The organism is Rufibacter roseolus (assembly GCF_017916365.1).
In the GTDB taxonomy this organism is placed as follows: Bacteria; Bacteroidota; Bacteroidia; order Cytophagales; family Hymenobacteraceae; genus Nibribacter; species Nibribacter roseolus.
Genome location: NZ_JAFMSU010000002.1, coordinates 712545 through 733695 on the forward strand (window position 1 = coordinate 712545; position 21151 = coordinate 733695).

At 50.8% G+C, this 21151-nt stretch carries 18 protein-coding genes; 8 read left to right on the forward strand and 10 right to left on the reverse strand.

The window, feature by feature from the left end; genetic code table 11:
• Window positions 1-22: 22 nt before the first annotated feature.
• Window positions 23-559, forward strand: a complete 537-nt coding sequence (locus tag J3P35_RS11910; RefSeq protein WP_210464816.1) for a DUF2911 domain-containing protein — start codon at window positions 23-25, stop codon at window positions 557-559.
• A 101-nt stretch (window positions 560-660) separates the two neighbouring features.
• On the opposite strand, the gene J3P35_RS11915 is transcribed toward J3P35_RS11910, so the two are convergent.
• The 5 genes from J3P35_RS11915 to J3P35_RS11935 form a co-directional block, all read right to left on the reverse strand.
• Window positions 661-1506 (reverse strand): SDR family oxidoreductase, encoded by an 846-nt coding sequence (locus tag J3P35_RS11915; RefSeq protein WP_210464817.1) that lies wholly within the window; start codon window positions 1504-1506, stop codon window positions 661-663.
• A 239-nt stretch (window positions 1507-1745) separates the two neighbouring features.
• Window positions 1746-1973, reverse strand: a complete 228-nt coding sequence (locus J3P35_RS11920; RefSeq protein ID WP_210464818.1) for a hypothetical protein — start codon at window positions 1971-1973, stop codon at window positions 1746-1748.
• Between the two features lie 260 nt (window positions 1974-2233).
• Window positions 2234-4507 (reverse strand): TonB-dependent receptor, encoded by a 2274-nt coding sequence (locus tag J3P35_RS11925; RefSeq protein ID WP_210464819.1) that lies wholly within the window; start codon window positions 4505-4507, stop codon window positions 2234-2236.
• Between the two features lie 10 nt (window positions 4508-4517).
• Window positions 4518-5861 (reverse strand): tetratricopeptide repeat protein, encoded by a 1344-nt coding sequence (locus J3P35_RS11930; protein WP_210464820.1) that lies wholly within the window; start codon window positions 5859-5861, stop codon window positions 4518-4520.
• 73 nt (window positions 5862-5934) lie between these two features.
• A complete protein-coding gene (locus J3P35_RS11935) occupies window positions 5935-8025 on the reverse strand; it encodes a DUF4331 family protein (RefSeq protein ID WP_210464821.1) in 2091 nt (696 codons plus the stop codon).
• 546 nt (window positions 8026-8571) lie between these two features.
• On the opposite strand from J3P35_RS11935, the gene thpR reads away from it, so the two are divergent.
• On the forward strand, window positions 8572-9123 hold the full coding sequence (gene thpR / locus J3P35_RS11940; protein WP_210464822.1) for an RNA 2',3'-cyclic phosphodiesterase: 552 nt from the start codon (window positions 8572-8574) through the stop codon (window positions 9121-9123).
• Window positions 9124-9185: 62 nt separating this feature from the next.
• Here thpR and J3P35_RS11945 read toward each other — a convergent pair whose 3' ends face one another.
• Entirely contained in the window at window positions 9186-9920 is a 735-nt protein-coding gene (locus J3P35_RS11945; RefSeq protein WP_210464823.1) for a DUF3667 domain-containing protein, read from the reverse strand.
• A gap of 274 nt (window positions 9921-10194) precedes the next feature.
• Here J3P35_RS11945 and J3P35_RS11950 point away from each other — a divergent pair, with 274 nt between their 5' ends.
• The 3 genes from J3P35_RS11950 to J3P35_RS11960 all read left to right on the forward strand — a co-directional run bounded on the left by J3P35_RS11950 (window position 10195) and on the right by J3P35_RS11960 (window position 13075).
• Entirely contained in the window at window positions 10195-10803 is a 609-nt protein-coding gene (locus J3P35_RS11950) for a pseudouridine synthase (RefSeq protein WP_246850193.1), read from the forward strand.
• 369 nt (window positions 10804-11172) lie between these two features.
• Window positions 11173-11871: a LuxR C-terminal-related transcriptional regulator gene (locus J3P35_RS11955; RefSeq protein WP_210464824.1), complete on the forward strand. Its 699-nt coding sequence runs from the start codon at window positions 11173-11175 to the stop codon at window positions 11869-11871.
• Window positions 11872-12214: 343 nt separating this feature from the next.
• Window positions 12215-13075: an MBL fold metallo-hydrolase gene (locus J3P35_RS11960; RefSeq protein ID WP_210464825.1), complete on the forward strand. Its 861-nt coding sequence runs from the start codon at window positions 12215-12217 to the stop codon at window positions 13073-13075.
• A 149-nt stretch (window positions 13076-13224) separates the two neighbouring features.
• On the opposite strand, the gene J3P35_RS11965 is transcribed toward J3P35_RS11960, so the two are convergent.
• Entirely contained in the window at window positions 13225-13701 is a 477-nt protein-coding gene (locus J3P35_RS11965; RefSeq protein WP_210464826.1) for a DUF4126 family protein, read from the reverse strand.
• A 321-nt stretch (window positions 13702-14022) separates the two neighbouring features.
• Here J3P35_RS11965 and J3P35_RS11970 point away from each other — a divergent pair, with 321 nt between their 5' ends.
• Window positions 14023-15876, forward strand: coding sequence for a serine hydrolase domain-containing protein (locus J3P35_RS11970; RefSeq protein ID WP_210464827.1), 1854 nt, complete (start codon window positions 14023-14025; stop codon window positions 15874-15876).
• Between the two features lie 107 nt (window positions 15877-15983).
• Here the strand turns inward: J3P35_RS11970 and J3P35_RS11975 are convergent, their stop codons facing one another.
• The gene (locus J3P35_RS11975) at window positions 15984-16442 is read right to left on the reverse strand and encodes a DUF1622 domain-containing protein (RefSeq protein ID WP_210464828.1); all 459 of its coding nucleotides are present in this window, start codon (window positions 16440-16442) and stop codon (window positions 15984-15986) included.
• Window positions 16443-16842: 400 nt separating this feature from the next.
• Between J3P35_RS11975 and msrA the strand changes: the two genes are divergently transcribed.
• Entirely contained in the window at window positions 16843-17394 is a 552-nt protein-coding gene (msrA, locus tag J3P35_RS11980) for a peptide-methionine (S)-S-oxide reductase MsrA (RefSeq protein ID WP_210464829.1), read from the forward strand.
• A gap of 289 nt (window positions 17395-17683) precedes the next feature.
• Here msrA and J3P35_RS11985 read toward each other — a convergent pair whose 3' ends face one another.
• Together J3P35_RS11985 and J3P35_RS11990 are read right to left on the reverse strand one after the other, a co-directional pair.
• Window positions 17684-18559: an aldo/keto reductase gene (locus J3P35_RS11985; RefSeq protein WP_210464830.1), complete on the reverse strand. Its 876-nt coding sequence runs from the start codon at window positions 18557-18559 to the stop codon at window positions 17684-17686.
• 202 nt (window positions 18560-18761) lie between these two features.
• Window positions 18762-20096: a cryptochrome/photolyase family protein gene (locus J3P35_RS11990; RefSeq protein ID WP_210464831.1), complete on the reverse strand. Its 1335-nt coding sequence runs from the start codon at window positions 20094-20096 to the stop codon at window positions 18762-18764.
• Window positions 20097-20273: 177 nt separating this feature from the next.
• On the opposite strand from J3P35_RS11990, the gene J3P35_RS11995 reads away from it, so the two are divergent.
• Window positions 20274-20999: a Mut7-C ubiquitin/RNAse domain-containing protein gene (locus tag J3P35_RS11995; RefSeq protein WP_246850195.1), complete on the forward strand. Its 726-nt coding sequence runs from the start codon at window positions 20274-20276 to the stop codon at window positions 20997-20999.
• Window positions 21000-21151 lie beyond the last annotated feature (152 nt).

The following is a 21151-nucleotide window of genomic DNA, read 5'->3' on the forward strand; positions in this document are numbered from 1 at the left end:
TATAAACAAATTTGAACTTCTTATGAACACTCCAAAAAACAACATCTTACTCGTGGCAGTCCTTTTTCTGCTCACCTTGACCACTTCGGTGTTTGCTCAGGATGCTCCTAAGCCAAAAGCCAGCCCGGCGCAAACGGCAACCGGAAAAGTAGGGGCCGCTAACATTACCATTGCTTACAGCAGCCCATCGGTGAAAGGCCGTACCATTTGGGGTGGTCTGGTGCCGTATGGCAAAGCCTGGAGAGCAGGAGCCAATGAGGCCACTACCTTCACCACCGACAAAGACATCACCGTAGAGGGCAAAACCCTGAAGGCAGGCAAGTACAGCGTGTTCATGGTACCCGGAGAGGCACAATGGCAAATCATCTTCAACTCTCAGACCGGCCAGTGGGGCACCAACCGCGAAGGCGCCAACTTTGATCCGGCTAACAACGTGCTCACCGTGAACGTGAAGCCTAAGAAGTCTGCCCAGATGAATGAAAGCCTGAAGTACGCCATCAACAACAAAGGTTTCTCGCTGCTGTGGGAGAACCTGGAAGTACCAGTGGCCATCAAGTAACCAGCCGCCAACTTATACAGAAAAGCCTGTCCTAATTAGTTAGGGCAGGCTTTTCTGTTTTAGGGCAATTTCCAGAAAAAGAAACTTAAAACAGGTTAAGCTCACTGTATGGCCTGCGATACCGCCTTGGAAAGGGGAGTGGTTGGCTGGCCTATTAAGCCAGAGAGTTGGTGGCTGTCATCGAACAGGTCGCCGGAAGAAGCAGATACATCCCAGCCGGCAATGGCGTGGGCGAAAAATTCTGGTACGCCAAAACTGGCGAGCGCGGCGGTGTAGTCGGCTTCCGGTAAGTTTTTGTAGGGAATGTCTTTGCCGGTCTGGCGGGAGATCTCGGCGGCCAGATCCTGTAAGGTGAACGCTTCGTCGCCGGCCAGTTCGTAGACTTTGCCTTCGTGCCCGCTGGAGGTCAATACGGCCACGGCGGCTTCGGCGTAATCTTCGCGGGTAGCGCCTGAGATTCTGCCTTCGCCGGCACTGCCAATGAACGCGCCTCCGGCCAAGGCTCCGCCAATGGAGCCGGTATAATTCTCGGTGTACCAACCGTTGCGCAGCAGGGTGTACGGGATGCCCGAGTCCTTCAGGGCAGCCTCGGTGGCCAGGTGCTCCTCGGCCAGACTCAGCGAGGAGGTATCGGCGTGCAGCAGGCTGGTGTACACAATGTGTTTTACGCCCGCTTTTTTAGCGGCGGCAATCACGTTCTGGTGCTGGGTAGCGCGTTGCCCTACCTCGCTGGACGAGATGAGCAGCAGCGTGTCAATGGCGGGCAGAGCGGCCTCCAGGGTTTCTGGTTTGCTGTAATCGGCTTCCCGGGTTTCCACGCCCAGGTCAGACGCTTTCTGCGGATTGCGTACCAGCGCCACTATGTTGTGCTCTGTTCCTTTGGCTTTGAGTTTGCTTACCACAATGCGACCCAACTGGCCGGTAGCGGCAGAAATTCCTATGTTCATGCTGTGGTTCTTTAGTGTTTTAGGATCGTTTTATGATTTTGAGGCTAAAAACAATTTATTTTCCGCGGTAAGGTAGAGTTTTTACGGATGAACCGCTCACCCGTACTGGTTTCACTCAGGAAAGCGGATATACCCAAACAAAGGAGGCCTAAAAAGAAAGTACCTAATTCACCGCTGGGGCATGAGCTGCTCCTGGGGTCAATTAGGTACTTCATAGAGTAGCCATCTACTACAGTGGCTTATCTGTTCTCAGGCTCGTTGGTGCGGCTTTTCAGATCATCTTCGTCCTGGCGGGAGAGGAATCCCTCATGGCCGGTGTTGCCAGATGAACCCGCATCGTAAGTAGACGAAGAGGCGCTGTTTCTTAGTTCCTCTGAGTCTGGTTGATAGGTGGCATGCGGATCTGCCTCGCTTTTTTTGCCTTGAGTTGGATTGGGATCCTGGTTATTTTTAATTTCCTGTTCCATGGTTCTGGTCGGTTTAAGATGTGTTTTCCTGAAAGGATTCTCTTTCTACGGCAGAGAAAGCCAGTAGTTAGGATTGTGCTTCATCCAAAGAGATAGGCTTGATTAAGGATGATCCTTCTTCCAAAGCCTGGCCATCAGCAGTTTCAGAGTTTACATTGGATTGAGTGGCAGAAGGAGAGAGGCGTTGACCTGAAACCAGGAAGAATGCGATTCAGAGCCATTTCCGGGAAAATGGCTCTGAATCGTAAATGAGGATAGGGCTATTGACCGAAGGTGTACGCCACTCCAAACTTGACGAAAAACGGGGTGCCGGGGGTGAAATGGATCTCAGAAACAGGGTCTACTTCATGCGCTAACCTGGACTCGGTTTCAAATTGGGCTTCTTTCCAGTTGCTGTTGAGCAGGTTTTCGCCGCTGAGTTTAAACTCCAGGTTTTTGTGGGTATAGCTTACCACGGCGTCCAGCAGAAAGTACCCCTTGGCGGTGAGGCTGTAGTCTTCATTGGCGGCGCGGTCGGCCAGGAACCGGTAACGCAGGCTTCCCCGCAGGCTTTTGCTGCCCTGGTAGCTCAGGCCACCGGTGCTGGTGAACGTGGGCGCCAGGGGAATGTAGCTCTGGCCTCGTGCTTCTTCACGGGCGCGGGGCCGGGCAAAGTTCACATCAGTATCCAGGTAAAGCGAGTTAGACAACTGCCCCCGCACCGATACGTCAATCCCCACCCGGCGCGATTTGCCCGAGGGTTCCACTACGCCTTCATCGCCCACGTACACCAATTCCTGGTCCAGGTCCAGGAACCAGAAGGCCGTATTCACGAGCCAGCGGTTTCCGGGTTTAAAGGTAAAGCCCAGATCAGAACCCCGCGCCGCGGGCAAAGCTTCCCGGCCGCTGGTCCCCGCTGAGACGCGGGTGTCATTGGAGTGGTAGCCCAGTCCGGAGTTCAGGTACACCTGCAGCACAGGCGATAGAGCGTAAGAAAAATTCAGCTTGGGGCTCAGGCGGGTCTGGGCATTTTTCTGCCGGGCTGGGGCGCCTTCTCCGGCTAAGGCATCGTGGTAGGTGAAAAACAGGCGGTCGGCGCGCAGGGCGGCGTTCACGGTGAAGCGGGAGGACAACTCCCAGGTTTCGTCCAGGTAGGCAAAGGCGTTCAGCTCGTCTATGTCGCCTAGCTGCACCTGCGTTAAGGTGGTGTTCCGGTTTTTGGTACGGGACAGCTCCGTATCATGGATGTCATCGTACCGGAACCCGATGCCCATTTTGTGGCGCAGCGGCAAACCCAGGAACGTCTGGTTCTGTTCATAGCTGCCCCGGTAGCCGTAGATCTGGCGGTTTTCCTTCTGCCGGATCTGGTCGCCGTTCTCGGGGTCGTTCAGGAAAAAGGTGAAGTTGGAGTACAGTTCAAAGCTGTAATCAACGGCGTAGGCCTGGTTCCGGAAAATGGCCCCGTTTTCAAAAGTTTTGTCCAAACTGACGTTGGCGCTGTAGCGTGAGGTGTAGCCACCTTCAGTATCATCAATGGCCCCAAACCGGCTGATGTTGCCATCCGCTACGGCCCTTTCTGGTATCTGGCCCGAGGCATCCCAGTTGCTCCGGAACGCCGCTAAGGAGGCCTGTAACAGCATGTTGTTCCCGAAAAGGCCCTGGAAGCGACCCAGCGCATTGAAACGGTTTAGCCCCTGCGGCGAATCAAAATAGCCGTTGCTGAACAGGTATTCCGTTGCCAGGTAGGCGTTCTGCTGCCTGCTGCGGGCGGCCGGTCCTAAGAGGTTCACCATGCCCACTGCCCGGTAAGTATCAAACCGGCCTGCTTCCAGTTTAAGCAGGTTTTTGTCCAGTGCAGTCTTTGTCTTAAAATCAGTGTAGCCGGCCGTGGCAAAGTTTCCCCGTTCCGCGTTGTAAGGTCCTTTCCCGAAATCCACGGTTTCAATGGTCTCAGGAATGAGGAAGTGCAGATCAGAATACCCCTGGCCGTGCGCGTGCGAGACCATGTTCACGGGAACACCGTCGGCGGTTAAACTGATGTCGGTGCCGTGGTCTATGTCAAAGCCGCGCAGGAAAATCTGTTCGGCCTTGCCGCCGCCCGCGTGCTGGGCAATTACCAATCCCGGAATCATGCGCAGCATCTCCTGGGCGTTCTGGATAGGCCGCAACTGTGCATCTACCGCGCTGATCAGGTGCAGCGGGTTTTCGCGTCTGGCCGTCACGGAGACTTCCTGCAGTTCCAGGTTGCTGGTCTCCAGATGCGAGGTCAATGTAACCGGAATTCCCTTGCTCACCGACACGGTTTTCACCTCCTGCAGAAAACCCAGGTAAGAAACCCGCAACTCATACTGGCCCTCTTTGAGGTTGTGAAAGGCATATTTTCCAAATCGGTCAGTTATGGAAATCTTTTCCAGCAGGTGAATGGAAACCACAGCGCCCTCCAGGGGCGTGTTGGTGCCTTTGCTGTACACCACCCCCTTGATGGACACCTCATGGCCGTGCGCCATCTCTACCAGATGCAGGCAAAGCAGCAGGAGCAACCAAAGCTTTTTCATAAGATGGTTCTTATAATTTGGAGATAGAAGAACCTAAGAGACTTTTGCCTTCAAAGCTAAGGGCGGAAGTTTGGTACGGGTTAATGGTGAAGGATTTTTTGATTTTGTTCTGTCCGGCTGCCAGTTTGCCCAGACGGTAATCAATCAGGCCATGGAGGCAAAGCAGTTCAGCGTTCTGGCTCTGGGTGCGGGTCGCTTTCTGGATATGCGCGGCCGCTTTGGCGTAATTCTGCTGGTGGTAGTAGATATTGGCCAGCGTCTTGTTCACGTCAATGTTATTAGGCCGCCGTTCGTATTCTTTCAGGGCATACTTCAGGGCTCTGGGGTAATCTTTCTGCAGTTCCAGGTAGATATTGGCCAGTTCCAGGTCCACGTTGTGTCCGGCCTCCTGGTCTTCTTCCATGCCCTCCAGCAATTCTTTGAGCCTAGCCTTGGCTTTGGCGTTTTCGCCCTGTTTTTGGTAAAGTCGCACCAATTCTTCCTGGAAGGAGAACTCCGGCAGGGTGTTGGCGGCTTGGGTAAATAATTTCAGGGCTTCCTGTTTCTGGCCTCTTTTCACCGCGATGCGGCCCAAACCACCTAGGGCAAAGGCATACTGGTTGTATTCAGCCAGGGCGCGTTGGTAGTAGTACTCGGCTTGAACCAGGTCGCCGGTTTTCTCATACAGGCTGCCCAGGGTTACCTGGCTCCAGGCGGTTTGCTCCAGGCCCGGAAATCCGGCTTTTACAGCGGCTTGCATAGCTTCAATGGCGCCGGGCAGGTCCCCGTGGATCTCCCTGAGGTAAGAAATGCGGGAATAGGATTTAAGGTCAGGGCGGAGGGAAGTCATCTGGTCGGCCATCCGGATGGCTTCTTCGTAGTTGCCCAACTCCACGTTGGCGTCACAGAGCACCCCATACACCGCTGCTCCCCGCGGGTTCATGGCCACGGCTGCCTTGCCGGTTTCCAGGGCTTTTTCAAACTGGTGGAGCGAGAGCTGGATAGAGGCTTTGGCCACAGTGGTCTCATAGATTAACACCTGGTCGGCGGGTTCCGCGTCCAGGATATTGTCTACCAGCTCCAGCGCGGCCGGAAAGTAGTAGGGGTGGTCTCCGGTGACGCGCGCCTCCTGCATGTAAGCCAAGGCCAGAAGCAGTTTGCTGCGGTAGTCATTGGGTTTCTCACGCAACTTGCGCTGCAGACCATTAATGGCGGCTTTAGTGTTCAGCCATTCGCTGGAGGTGGAGATAGGCCCGTGCCGTTCCTTAAGCTGCGGAATGGCTGGCTCCGGCTTATTCCTGTTCCAATGGGTAAAGCCGAAGGCCACTACAAAGACGGTTGCCAGTATTGCGTTATATAGGTAGACTTTTTTCATGCCGATTTAGGTAAAACGATGGGAAAACGGAAATAAAGACCGGTGCACCAGGCACCGGTCTTTGACCTACAGATTACTTATTCACGATGAACTTAACGGTTTGGAAGGTGTTCTCGCCGGTCTGGATGCGGGCGAAGTACAGCCCGTTTTTCAGGCCTTTCAGGTCTACCACGGTTTCATGGATACCCACAGCCTTCTGCTCGTTTCTCATGGGTGATGCCACCAGCACGCCAGACTCATTGTAAATCTGGAGACTCACGGTGCCGGGTTGCCCTATTTTGTAGCGGAACGTGGTCGCATCACGGGCGGGGTTAGGGAAGTTCTCTACCTTTTGCAGCAGGATTTCCGGTGCCCCCAGGTTCAGGCTGCCCAGGTTCTGGGTGTTCAGGGAACCAGGCATGGGGTTTCCGTTCAGGTCGCAGTTAATGGCGATGTGGCCGTCTGAGAAGCCATCCCAAGGTTTGGCCACGTACGGGAACATGGCCTGGAACGGCTTGTCGTTTTGCTCTACGCCCGTGGTGAAGTTATACACGCTCAACAGATTTGGCGTGAGTGGGCTTCCACCTGGGGTGTAGTCATCGTACCACAAACCAATGGCAGCCAGTACTATCCCGCTCACGGCCTGCAACTCAATGCGGGTCACGTCATCCTCCAGGCGGCGACCGTTAGGGAAACCGTCCATGTTAGGGATAAACTCAAGCTTGGTGCTTGTATTGAACCTTGGATCGGTTAATCCCAGCACGGCGGCCTGTACCAAGCCCAGGCTGCTGAAGTCCGGTGAGTTACGCGGCGTGGCAGGCACGGCCATGTTCACCCGCAGCATATCGCCGAAGGTAGGCAGGAAGTTGTTGATGAACGGTTTGCCTTTGGCCAGCGGATTGCCTCCTTTGCCGGTGGCCAACTGGTAAGGCGCCAGGTTTGGTACGCCTGTCATGAAGATAGGCAGCAAATCCACGGAGCGGGGAGCGTTGGGTCTTAAGAGGTAGTTGCCGTATAGCTTGGTGTCCAGGGCGGTGCCTTTGGTGGCCGGGTTACCTAGTAAAGGATAAAGGCCAGGTTTTCCGTTCCGGAAGTCAAAAGAACCCAGGGAATTCGTCTGGATTCTGAGCGGGGCCAGCCCCGGCACCGCGCCCCCGAATTTAGAGTCATCCATATACAGGGCCAACTCTGGGTTTACGAAGTACTCATCATACTTGCCGTTCTCCATGGTGGCCGGCGTGGCGTTCCACTCGTCTTTCCGCCCGATAGGGATGATCACCTCGTTCGTCAGCGGCATACCCAGGCGGGAAACCTGTACGTAATCGCCGGAGCTGGTCACGGTACCGTTGGTGTTTCTTACCGTCATCTGTCGGCGGCTGGCCGAGGCCCACACTCCAATCACAAATCTTTGGTCTAGGATATTGAAAGCCCGGTTCACGCTTCTTTTGTAGTCAGACAACCGGTAGGAGGGGATCTCCATAGCGATAGTGTGCACGTTCAGTTTGGCCAGACCGTCTGGGGCAGCCTGCGCTCGGATGTTTCCCAGGTCAAATATCCCACCCGGGTCTACAAAGAAAGGATCATCAATGGGGCCACAGAAAACCTTAGAGTCGTCAGACAATTTCATGATGGAGGCTCTCATGAGGGCGTCATAATTGGAGTTGAGCCCCACGGCGCCTTCAATAGAGCGCGGCCCTACGTTGTAGGGTGCCACTTTTCCCATGCCCAGCACGGTTTCCCAGGTGGAACCGCCGTCAAGGCTTTTCTTCACCGTATAGGTGGCTTTCTGGTTTTCCTTGCCCAATCTTATCTTAAAGAAGGTGGTTGGGTCTTCGTTCGTTTTCTTGAACTCAAACCGGTAGATAATGTCGTCTCTGGTTGTTCTGGCGTTGTTTTTTATGTGGATGTCATAGGCGATATCCTCCCCGAAATTATAATAGTTGGGTCCGCCGTGTGGCAACTGGAAAGGGATGAAGTTGGCGATGATCACCATGTTCTCCGGGTTCGTAGGGCTCCGGAATGCGTACACGTCGGTGTTGTCGGCGAGGGGGTCGTTCGCAATGATGGGCGCCTCCCGGTGGCTGGAGGATTCCAGGTAGTTGCTGTTCACCCCGATGATAAACAACCCGGCAATAGCCAGGACAGTTACCAAAATCTTTGGTGTGAATCCGGTAAAGATTTTCATAAGCTTTATATGTTTGGTGATGGGTAATCGCCTACTACTCAGTAAGCTATACTTTAAAATCTACGACAGCTACATTGTATTGGATTTTAATAACAAAACATATAATTAAATTAATTTTAAGTTTCAGGAATAATGCTGTTATGCCAGGAAATAAATACCATCAGGATAAAATCCAGGGTGGGGTTATCTCAAAAATTTATATTGGAGTGATATTTTATTTCAGTTGAACAAAACTGTAATAAAAGAAAGGTGCGGTGCATGCGCCATCGCCAAAACTGTTTTCCCTACAATCAAGGTGGTTTATGGTAGAAGATAAAAAGAAGGCGGTTTTATAAGTAAACTGAACTTGGTGTAATGACAATGAATCTGCAGGAAGATACCGTAGAAAAATTGGCTTATTCTGTTGGCCTTAATTTGCACTCTTAAAGTAAACCAGCCCTACCATGTCATGAAAGCCGCTTCTTTCCACCTAAAATATTCTGGCTGAAATTCTACCTGGAAACGTAAAGGGGGAAAGTTTACCTAAAGAATCCAGCGCCTATGTCCATGAAAGACCAAATCAGATTATTTGTGGCTGCCAAGTTGCCGGCAGAAGTCAAATCTTACCTGATGCAGGCCCGGCAGGCTTACGAAGACCCAAACATTAGGGCAGTACCGGAGGAGAACCTGCACCTGACCCTTTACTTCATCGGGAACGTTCCCACCACGGAAGATACCTACATCCGGCAGACCCTGGCCCAGGTAGCCCAGCGGCATGCACCGTTCACTTTGCATTTAGAGCAATTGGAGCCAGGCCCCAAGCCGCGCTCACCCCGCCTGATTTGGGCCCGTTTTTCGCAAAACGAGGCATTTTCAAAACTGAGCCAGGACCTTACACAGGCGCTGGCCCCCGCGCCACCCAAACAAGAGAAGTTCATTCCGCACGTGACGCTTTGCCGTTTTCGGAAAGAGGGCGTCGTGCCAAGAGACCTGCCCCTTGTCACCCCTCCTGAAGATGTTTTGTACCCGGTGTCTTCTTTCGCCCTCTGGCAATCACAACTGGCTTCACCACACCCCATTTATACCATCGTGGAAGAGTACCCGCTTACCTTCTCATGAATTTAAATCTGGAGCAATTTGGTCTGGTTAGAACTGCTTTTCAGAAAAAGGCCTGTTAATCTTTATTTGAGTACGTGGTACAGGTAAATGCTCAGGAAAATAAGTAGATACAGAGTAATCTGCAGAAAGATGGTGGGCAGAATGCCTTTGAAGAAACCCAGAACCGTTCGCTGCCCGGTGAATTGCACACAGGCCATGGCAAAGTAAAGGGCATACAGCCAGAGATATGACCAGATAATGGCCAAGTGGTGTTCAGGGAAGAACTTCATCAGTGGAATGACCAACACTAGGAAGAAGACCGTACGTTCACCCGCCGTATAGCAGGCGAGCACGGCGGCCTCGGCAAAATTCACTTCTTGTTTTTTGAAAAGGAGTGAGGTGTACAAGGCGGTGAGGGGCACAGTAAAGAAAATGACCAGGTTGAAGTGCTTGGTCATGAGGTTGGCCACCGGGTTGCCGTTCCGGGCCTGGAACACATCCACCCCAGAGAGATTGATGATGAGGATGGAAAGTGCTACCAACACCACCAGAAAGTTGAAAGGGTTGTACAGACTCTTGCGCTTTCCGTCTACATAAGCCCTGGCAATGTAGCCGGGTCTTACCATCAGGTGTTTGATAATCCCGAAGATGCTGGTGTCTGTATGGAAAATGGCATGGAAGAATTCGTGCAGGATGTGCCCTACCGTTAGCCGATGTACATGGGTGCTCTGTCCGCAGGAAGGGCAAAAACTCTGGTCTTGTTCATACGGGGCAGAACAGTTCAGGCAAGTGCGGGTGGCGGTTTGAGTGGATTGCATCTTCTATATGGCTAATGTATTGAAAGATAGCAAACTTCCGGCATTCTAGCCAGAGGTGATCACCAGTAATGGGAGGGGGACAAAGGATTGAATTCCTTTTCAATTTAGGGCTTAATTTCTGCGATGTCTTAGGAAAGAGCGCTATATGGTTTTAAGCCTCTTTTAAGAAAAGGAGCCCTAAAAAAGAAAACAATCCATTGCTCAAAAGAGCATTTCGCCGGTATTTCCGATTCTGGCCTGTTTTCCGGAAATTTGCCCTAAAATACCCTTTTCCTTGACCCTGCCAGAAACCCTCCACCGCCATTTCATCCTGCACAAGCCCTTCGGCTACCTCAGTCAGTTCATCGGAAGCCCGAAGAACAAGAAGCTGTTAGGGCACTTATACGATTTTCCAGCGGGGACCATGGCAATCGGCCGGTTGGACCAGGACAGCGAAGGACTTTTGTTGCTTACTACCGACGGCAAGATGAGCGAGTACGTGCGGGGCCGCAAGGTGGAGAAAGAATACTATGCGCAGGTAGACGGCCTCATCACGCCAGAGGCAATAGCCCGTTTACAGCAGGGTGGCATTGAGATCGCGCATGAAAAGCAGCCCTATTTTACCTTGCCCTGCTCAGCCTCCAGGCTAGATCCAGCCCCAGACGTTCCGGTGCGTTCTCGCCGCGTCCGCGACGATAGGCACGGCCCCACCAGCTGGGTTTCCATCACGCTCACCGAGGGCAAAAACCGGCAGGTCCGGAAAATGACCGCTGCCGTGGGCTTTCCTACACTGCGCCTCATCAGGGTAAGGATAGGGTCCATAATCCTAGGGGCATTGGGCGTGGGTGAAGTGCAGGAATTACCCCAATTCTCATTGCAGCAAGAGACAGGTCCCACCACTTAAGAGGCCACCTTTGGCAAAATGTAAGTTCTACTTGCAATTCATATTTTTTTGCTGCTCTTGATTCGATTTCGGCTAATAATTTCTGCAACCATTATGGTTTTTTGCAAAATTTCTGCTTTATTTTCTCCATTTTGCCTCAAATTGTAAATAAAACGTAGTGAAACCGATAAGGAGGTTTGTTCATGCTGCTGAAGAATACTAATTTAGGGTTTCACTTTGCCGGGATTAAACCGGCAGAAGAATGGTTTTACTGCTTATGTAAAAGGTAGTTTTGATCAGGTTTTCAAATCAAAAAACAGCATACCTAAGAGTAGAACCAAACATACCGGTTACTTCTTGGGCCAGAAGTAAACCCTTAGATCAATCCCCATGACCAAGGTACCCTCTTTAGACAAATTGCAGGAATTAGAGCAAAAGGTGCGTGAACTAGAGGAAAAGTGCGCCTTTCTGGAGCGGGTAGTGCATGAGGTACCGGCCAATATCTACCTTTCTGACCTGCAGGAAGGAGTAGTCTGGTGCAACAAGACCAATGAGGAAACGCTGGGCTATTCCCTTGAGGAAATCAAGCGCATGGGCGGTTTGGAGTACATGAAGCAGATTGTACACCCCGAGGACTTGAACATACCCGATGACAGCATTGCCCATTACCATGAATTCACGGGGGCCGAGTTTGGGGGTGTTTTCCGGGCCAAACACAAAGAGCAGGAAGAATACAAATGGTTTATGGGGTGGGCCAAGGCCTTCTCGCATGAACAAGATGGTCAGGTAAAAGAAATCCTTTGCGTGGATGTAGACATGAGCCCGCGCATGAACACCGACAAACAACTGATTACCGCCCTGCAGGAGAACCTCCGGCTCAAAAACGAACTCCTCATCAGGAGCCTTAGCAAGCGCGAGATTGAGATCCTTTGCCTGGTGTGCCAGGGCAGAAGCTCCAAAAGCATTGCCAACCAGCTCTTTCTGAGCGTACATACAGTAAATACCCATCGGCGGAACATCCAGTCGCGCTTAGGCACCTCCAACGTAGCAGATCTGGTGGCACTGGCCAAAGAAGCCGGACTGGGCTGAAATAAGCCTCCGGATAAATACTGATTTTCTAAAAATAAGCCTTAAAAACATGGGCTTTCTGAACGGCCTTGGCATATGTCCGTTAAAATAAACCTATCTGGTATAAAGCAAATGAACATGTTGGCTTTTAAAGCAAAGCCAACAGCAGTGAGATAAAATAAGGAAAGCCATTTCTTGTTAGACCCCGATTTCTGAAAAACAAAGCGAAAACCGCGCGGGCTTTCGGTGGAGCGCTGGTCTGCGGCAGACGCTGAAAGTATCTTTTCCTATTTTCTTGAATAAAGGGCAGAGGTACTTGGTTCTTGAGGTACATGCGAATTTCCCTTCCCAAAACCTGATTCCTATGGATGCTAATGTACGCGTTGGCCAGGATTACAAGTTCATTCCCATGTCATCGGTTTCCTCCGGTAAAATCTGGCAGGTCTGCCCCGATGTGTATTATTGCACAAACCAGATCGTGAATTTTGTGATGGTGGGTACCCCTTCGCACTGGGTGCTGGTAGATGCCGGCATGCCTAAATGCACAGAGGAGATCCTGGAGGTAGTGGAGGCAGTTTTCGGGAAAGATAACCAACCGGCTGCCATCATCCTCACCCATGGCCATTTTGACCATGTGGGCAGCCTCAAGGGCTTGCTGGAGCATTGGCAGGTGCTGGTATACGCCCACCCATTTGAGTTTCCTTACCTTACTGGCCGTAAAGCCTACCCTGAGCCAGACTCAACCGTGGAAGGAGGGGTGCTGGCTAAGATTGCTTCTATCTATCCCAATGAACCCATCAACATAAACGAAGCTATTCTGCGGCCCTTGCCAGAAGGCGGAGAGGTACCGGGGTTACCGGGTTGGCAATGGGTTCTTACGCCTGGCCATTCGCCAGGCCAGGTGGCGCTTTTTAGGGAGGTAGACCGTACCTTGATCTCAGCCGATGCCGTAATCACCGTCAAACAGGATTCTTTCTACAAGGTACTGCTGCAAACCGAGGAGGTACAAGGGCCGCCCCGCTATTTCACCACCGACTGGCAGGCCGCTTGGGAATCAGCGAGGAAACTGGAATTGCTCAGACCCAACCTAATGGTGCCCGGACACGGTAAGCACATGTCTGGCACGGCACTTACCCTTGGCCTTCGGAAGCTGGTGCGGGACTTTGACACCATTGCCATTCCCAAGCACGGCAAATTTGTGGAAGAGGAAGAGGAGGATAGTTAATCTTCCCCCGGGTAATTTCCTGAAAAGGCCTCGTCGGAACTACCTTCATTTTTTCTGTCCTCCTGAAGGAGGTTAAAAGCCAAGTTGAAATGAGCCGTTAACCCTCAATCAGGAGGATAGAAAAGTAAATAAGGCTTCTAATTTGAAGGCTACCTTAAGATGGAGGTGCCCAGTTTCACTGCTAAAGCATCCTCTGCCAGAGCCAGTGCTGCATCTGGCAGTTTGGTAGCTTTGCCTAATTTCTTGCGCAGGAAATAGAAGGCATAGCTAGAGGCCACCGCACCCACTATGCCCAACAAACCTCCTGTAACCCTGCTTTCCCCGTTTACCTCCGCAATGGTAGCGCCCACCAAAGCCCCCGAGAAAACCCTGGGCAGCAATTCTATGGGTACTATGCGTTTAGGCACCTGCGGAAATTTATCACCGAACATTTCTGCCACGGCCAGGATCTGCATGCCCGTAGCCACTCCAGATTTTTGCAAATAGTTTAGCTTAGACCCTGCTAGGCTAAGGGAGGGAGAATCTGAGAGATGGTTGGCGAGAATTGCCGGGGCAGTCATGGCGCGCATGCCCGCAATGGCACCCATGGCCAAAGCTTTCTGGTGGGTAGTGAGTGAGAGTTCCATAGTTTTGTTCTTGGTTTTACAACCTATACGGAAGAGGTGGGTTTATTGTAACCATGGCCGGAAACCTTTAGGCAAATGGAGGCTTTTTTGAGGTTGTTTTCTGAAAAACAGCCTTTACAACAAGAGACAAAACTTAACCCGGCCAAAGGCAAAATATAGTACAGGGTTTAAAGTTTATCTGTTAAGGCAGCCCTCATATCAATCCTTCAGATATTTTTGCGAAAGGCAATTGTAGAAGTTTTGCCTATCTTTCTGTTTTACAGGGGCCCAGAAAACCAGATACATTTTTCTGCCTTGGGCTGTCAGGTCATTATTCATAGCATGCGATTCACTATTTTCCCTAATAAAATACTCACCCAGATTGTTCTCATCCTTTTCCTGATTACCGGGTTTTCCTGCGGCACCAAAGCCCAGCGGATTGAGAATAGAAAAAACCAGACTTGGTTGCAGCAACACAAAGAAGCGGCAAAGAACACGGTCCTTCTGAACAACCAGACTGGTTTGGTGCCCATCAAGAACCTGGAACAGAAGATAGCCAGTGTCTCCCTGCAGGTTACCTATGCCGCCCAGTTTGACAGCCTTTTGAACAAGTATACGGCCGTCACCGCTTTTCCCGCCGCGGCCTATGCCCAGGATGCTTCTTTTGACCGGCTCCTGAGCGACCTTGCCGCTTACCAAACCGTGATTGTGCAGGTAGGGGCCGCCGCGCTGGATGAGCCGCGCAACCTCAACCTTCTGCTGGAACTGCAGCGGCGTAAACAACTGGTGGTGGCGGCTTTCGGTGATCCTGAGCACCTGGAGTTGGTAGATGGTTTAACTGTGCCGCTTATCTGGGGCAAAGAAGAATCTGCGGCGGCCGCAGGTTTTGCGGCGCAGTTGGTTTTCGGGGGGGTGTCTGCTTCCAATACTCTGGCACAGGATTATTCCGCTAAATACAGGAAAGCCCTGGGATTCAAAACAAAAGCCATAAGGCTCAAGTACAGCGTGCCGGAAGAAGTAGGCGTTAAGACCTCTGAACTGCAGGACCCAATTGACGCCATCATGGCCGAGGCCATTCGGGCGCAGGCCACGCCGGGGGCGGTGGTGCTGGTAGCCAAAAACGGGAAGGTCATTTTTCAGAAGGCCTATGGCTCGCACACCTATGAAAACACCCAGGCCACCCAGGTCTCTGATATCTACGATGTCGCCTCCCTGACCAAGATCTCGGCCACCACCATGGCCATCATGAACCTGTATGACCAGCAAAAAATAGCCCTTGATTCTTCTTTCGGGTATTACGTGCCCTCGGCCAGGATCACCAATAAGGCAGGCATCAAAATCAGGGATTTGTTATTGCACCAGTCGGGTTTGCCGGCCGGGGTGTACCTGCCATTGCAGGCGCAGGATGTAAGCCGTATCCCAACGCCGCAATACACGGTCAAAGCATCGGACAGCGCTTTTATCCGGAAGGACTATTTTGATACCGTGCTCTGGCCGCGCATGCTCAACGCCAAAATGGGCGTAAAAGGCAAATACGTGTACGCCGATGTGAGCATGTTCTACCTGAAGGAGGCGGTGGAGCGGCAAGCCCAAACCTCATTGGATACCTTCGTGGCGAAGCAGTTCTATGGTCCTTTAGGCATGCAGACAGCCGGCTATCTGCCCCTGAACCGATTCCCCCAAAGCCGTATTGTACCTACCGAGTTTGACAACACTTTCCGGAAAACCTTGCTCCGCGGCTACGTGCATGACGGCGGGGCGGCCCGAATGGGCGGGGTATCTGGGCACGCAGGTCTTTTCGCCACAGCCAATGATCTGGTCATTCTCTACCAGATGATGCTGAACGGCGGCACCTACGGTGGCAGAAACTACATCACCCCAGAGACGGTGGACCTGTTCACGAAAAAACAATCGGCGGTGAGCCGACGGGGTCTGGGCTTTGACCGCTGGGACCCGGATTCCACTAAAATGTACCCTTCCCAATTGGCTTCGCCACAGACCTACGGCCATACAGGCTATACCGGAACCTGCGTCTGGGTTGATCCCAAAAGCGAGCTGGTGTATGTTTTCCTCTCTAACCGGGTGCACCCCAAAGTCTCTGATAAACTGATCTCCATGAAAATCCGGCAGCGTATTCTGGACGCCATTTATATTGCCATCCAGCGGAGAGAGAAAGCAACTGCTTCAGTACAATAGCTCCGCGCTTAACGGCTGATTTTACTAAAACGGGCCAAAAGCTTGTCTTCCCGGAACGACTAAAGCAGAGGTTCAGGAAAGGGACTACCAGTTTGAGGCTGTAAATATTACGCTGAAGGAGAGTCCTTCTTTTCCTTTGGTTCCGGTACCAGACCCCGGTCCTGGGCAGGTTCCTGTTCGGCCTTTCTTTCTTCTTTCATTTCCTGCGCCAGGAAGAAGTTGAGCGCCGTTCTGATGACTGCAATGGCACCTAGTTTACCAATCTGGTCCCAGGTAGGGGCAATGGCCGTGGAGAGGATATCTGCTCCCAATTGAAATTCCAGAGCCAGCGCCAGATAGCGGGCCAGCACCAACCTGATTTTATTGTAACTTTCCACCTGCGGCGGGATCAGGCCTTTCACCAGATAAAAGAGGGCTATGAGCACTCCTATACCAATAATTAAGGCCCCAATAGACTCAATAAACAGTTTCAAGCCCTGTACCCCTTGGATAATGGTTTCTTCAATTCCCCCTAAGGCAGGTTTGGCAATCTCCTCAGAACCTTGGTGCTGTAGCAAATAGTGCATGGCTGTTTAAATTGGTGACGTTTTCCCTTTAACGGGATTTGTAGAAATTAGCTGTAACCAAAAGCTAACTGAAACAGGGTTGAATGCTTTTTTATAGCTTGATTTTTAATCCTGTTTTGTAGCTGTTTTAAGAAAATAAGTCTGTAAATGGAGGCTTGAAAACTGATTTATAAAGGATAATTTATGGTTTTGAGCATTAGTTTTTATTTTTAATTGATACGCCAAAACCTATTCTAATTAATTGACTTAAATAAATGTTTGATATAAGAAAGCGAATCCTGATACATCAGGTTAAGGTTTCTTTTGGAATTCTAGGAGGTTCCCTAAGTTTGCTGTGCCGCAACAAAAGCACCAAGAAAGAGTTTAGAGAGAATAAACTCCGTTGATATTAAATACCAATATGGAAGACACTACGCAAAAAGATGAAACATATGAAATCGCCACGTTTGCGGGCGGCTGCTTCTGGTGCATGGTGAAACCCTTTCACAAGTACGAGGGGGTCATAGAAGTTGTCTCTGGTTACACCGGCGGTCACGTTCCCAATCCTACCTACGAGCAGGTTTGTTCCGAGACTACGGGCCATTACGAGGCGGTACAGGTAACTTTTGACCCTCAGGTAATTTCATACCCAGAGATTCTCAACATTTTCTGGGAGGCTATTGACCCCACCGATGCCGGTGGGCAGTTCGGTGACCGGGGCTCAAGCTATAAAACCGCTATCTTTTACCACTCAGAGGAGCAGAAAGCGCAAGCCGAGGCTTCTAAAAAAGAAATCCAGAAAAACGGTCCTTTTGAAAGCCCCATTGTGACGCCTATTCTTCCGGCCGCACCTTTTTACCGCGCCGAGGAATACCACCAGGATTATTATAAGAAGAACCCCAGCCATTACGGAAGATATTATGTAGGTTCTGGTAGAGCCGGTTTCCTGGAGAGGAACTGGGGTAAAAGCTAAGCCTTATTTTACTTTAATAAACTTTGAGGAACCATTTCAATAGAGTAGAATGAATTGGCTCAATTAAGAGATTTATTAAGCATAACAAAAAGAGAGGAACAGTTAATCTGTTCCTCTCTTTTTGTATCTGTAAACACCTAGCTGCTTTTCTTTAATCAAAAGTACTGGTATTGTATTTTATCTCAAATCTGAACAAAATACCTTAGAAACGGGAAGCTAATTCCTCGGTTTGCAACCCAACTATGCGGTTCATGCCTTCGGCTTTTACAGTTATTACTTTTGAAAAAGGCTAACTAATGAAAGTGTCTGCTCCAATTTGGTTCAAAGCTTCATAATCTTTTTCAGACAAGGGGATGGATGCCGCTTTAAAATTTTCCTCTAGGTGTTTCACTTTGGAGGTCCCGGGGATTAGCAGGATGTTGGGTGACCGATGCAGGAGCCAGCTAAGGGCAATCTGGTGGGGCGTGGCTTCGTACTTTTGGCTTACCTGATCCAAGGTTTCCTGCGCTTTCATGTTCCCGCCGCCCAGCGGGTACCACGGGATAAAGGCCATGGCGTTGTCTTCACAGTACATGAGCTCTGCTTCCCACTTACGGTTGTCAAAGCTGTACATATTCTGCACCGATACAATCTCCACGTACTTTTGGGCAATCTGGATCTGCTCAACGTTCACTTCAGACAACCCGATGTGCTTGATCAGGCCTTGTTCCTGGGCGTCCTGCAGAAACTCCAGCGTCTGTTCAAACGGAATCTCGGGATCTACGCGGTGCAGCTGGTACAAGTCAATCCGGTCAAGTTTCAGGCGCTGCAGACTTCCTTCCAGCGCCTCCTTTAAATGGTCTGGTTTGGCATTGATGGGCCATTGGTTAGGACCGGTGCGCAGCAAACCACCTTTGGTGCCGATGACCAGGTCTTTGGGGTAAGGGTACAGGGCCTCGGCAATGAGTTCCTCGGAGATGTTGGGACCGTAAGAATCAGCGGTGTCAATAAAATTGATACCCAGTTCTACGGTTCTTTGCAATACCCTGATGGCCTCTTCCCGGTCTTTGGGTGGTCCCCAGATGCCTTCGCCAGTGATGCGCATGGCCCCAAATCCCATACGATTGACCGTTAAATCGGCCCCAAGGCTATAGTTGGGGTTAAATGTTCTTGGTGTATCTGCCATAGTAGTAAATATGTTATGGTCTATGGATGTACCCTTTTCCAGCGAAGAAGTTGTCACAACGCTGTTACCTTCAGGATACTATACTCAAGAATTTATTTCCGTTTTGGGGCGGTTTTCTCAAAAACAGCTTTTAATCAGAGGGCCTATCATGGGTAAGCATTACGGATTATGACTTTTGAAAACTTCGGAATTAAGATGGGTATTACCGATTGTCCTCAGCAATTCCCCTTGCTTGGTTTAAGGCGGCCTTATATGTCTTAAGGGCCCTTTCTCTCGCAAAGGCATGGTCTACCATGGGTGAAGGATAAGCGGAGGTGCCCACTTCCGGTACCCACTTTTTGATATACTCCTGGCTCTTGTCAAATTTCTTGGCCTGGGTCTCAGGGTTGAAAACCCTGAAGTACGGCGCGGCGTCGCAACCGGTTCCGGCACACCATTGCCAATTACCGTTGTTCGCGGCCATGTCGTAATCCAGCAATTTCTGGGCAAAATAAGCCTCGCCCCATCGGTAGTCAATGAGCAGGTGCTTTACCAGAAAACTGGCCGCTATCATGCGCACCCGGTTATGCATGAAACCAGTGGCGTTGAGTTCCCGCATGCCGGCATCCACAATGGGGTAACCGGTTGTGCCATTGCACCAACGCTCAAACTGATCTTCCTGGTTAAGCCAGACCATGTGCTCATACTCCAGGTTAAAGGGCCGGCTGGCCACCTGCGGAAAATGGAAAAGAATCATCATGAAGAACTCGCGCCAGATCAGTTCTCCCAGCCAGACGGAATTCAGTTCCAGGGCTTTTCTGGTCAGTTCGCGCACACTCACCGTCCCGAACCGCAGGTGCAGCCCCAACCTTGAGGTGCCCGCCAATGCAGGTAAATCCCGGGTTAATTCATAAGTTCTGATGATAGTTTCAGGCAGTTGGGCAGGAGGGAAGAGGGGCTCCCCGCTAGGTGCAAAGCCCATCGACTCTAAACTGGGGATGGGCTGGGTACCAGATTGGAGAAAGTTTTGCCGGTACTTTTCTGTAGGGTAAGAAGAAAGGTAGAAGTCTGAAAGCGTGCTCATCCACTTTTTCCGGTAGGCCCCAAACATCCGATAAGGCGTCCCATCGTCCTTCACCACTTCCTTTTTCTCGAAAATCACCTGGTCTTTAAAAGTCCGGAAAGCGATCCCTTTCTCCTCCAGAAAACTTGCCACATCCTGGTCCCGGGCAATAGCGGCGGGTTCGTAGTCATGATTCGCGTACACGGCTCTCACTTTGTATTGCTCTGTGAGTGTTTGCAGCACCTCCAGGGGCTTGCCATACTTAACTACCATGGTAGAACCCAAGGCTTGCAACTCCTGGGATATATTTGACAAGGTTTGATGGATAAATTCCACCCTACGATCTGGGCCCGAGGGAAACTGGTCTAAAATATCCTGATCAAAAATGAAAATCGGCAGCACCTGAAAACCCGAGGTGAGCGCATGGTAAAGTCCGGCATTATCTGTCAGCCGGAGATCACGCCGGAACCAGTAAAGAACAATGGGTACTTGCAAAGGAAAAGGCTTGAAATTTTGTGGTGGTTAAATAAATAACCCTTCAGGAGAAGGTTTTGTTTTGGATGGGTAAGCCGCCAATCCAAATACAGCAAAGCGTATAGCCTGTTTTATCATTCACAACCTGGCGGCAGGAACTTTTAAGGGCTTTCTTAGTAGGAGTAAAGGATGGAGAATATGGCCCACATCTTTTTCCATGGCCGCCTGCAGGACTTCTTACCAAAGCACCAAAGGCAGCAATGGTTACACTATTCATTCACGGGAGCACCCGCCCTCAAAGACGCTTTAGAAGCCTTAGGCGTACCTCATCCCGAAATCGGAAGCATTCTTCTTGATAACCAGCCCGCCGCGTTCCTGGATTCCTTACCTTATGGAGCACGGGTAGAGGCGTATCCGGTAGTTTGTGAAGAGAGTTACGAAAGGCTGCCTCCATTGCAGATAAAGAGCCCGGTACCTGCCTGTTTTGTGCTGGATGTGCACCTGGGAAAACTGGCGCGTTACCTGCGTTTGCTGGGGTTTGATACCCTTTACGAGAACCAATATGATGACCAAACCATAGGGCAGCTTGCCGCCCAGGAACAGCGAATTGTGCTTACCAGGGATATCGGCCTGCTCAAACAAAAAGTAGTTGTGTGGGGCTACTGGCTAAGGTCTCAGCATTTGGAAACGCAATTAGCGGAAGTGATGAAAAGGTTTGGACTTAAATCCCAAATTCAGCCATTTACCCGGTGTATGGCGTGTAATGGAAGCATTGTTGAGGTTCCAAAAGAATCTGTTTTGCCCCTGCTACAACCCAAGACCAAAGTGTATTTTCAGGAATTCTACCAATGCCCCATTTGCCAGCGGGTGTATTGGAAAGGCTCTCATTATGACAAAATGCAGGGTTTTCTAGAGCGACTATAGTCAAGCGTTTCCAGGGGCTTTTAACAGAAATAGATTGAAAACAGGAAAATCTCCCAATTATAAATAACAAGTTTTCAAGGAGCTCCTGCAGGTAAAGATATCAGCAGCCTTTTATACTTTTCCCTTATTCATGCATTTCCAAGATTATATGC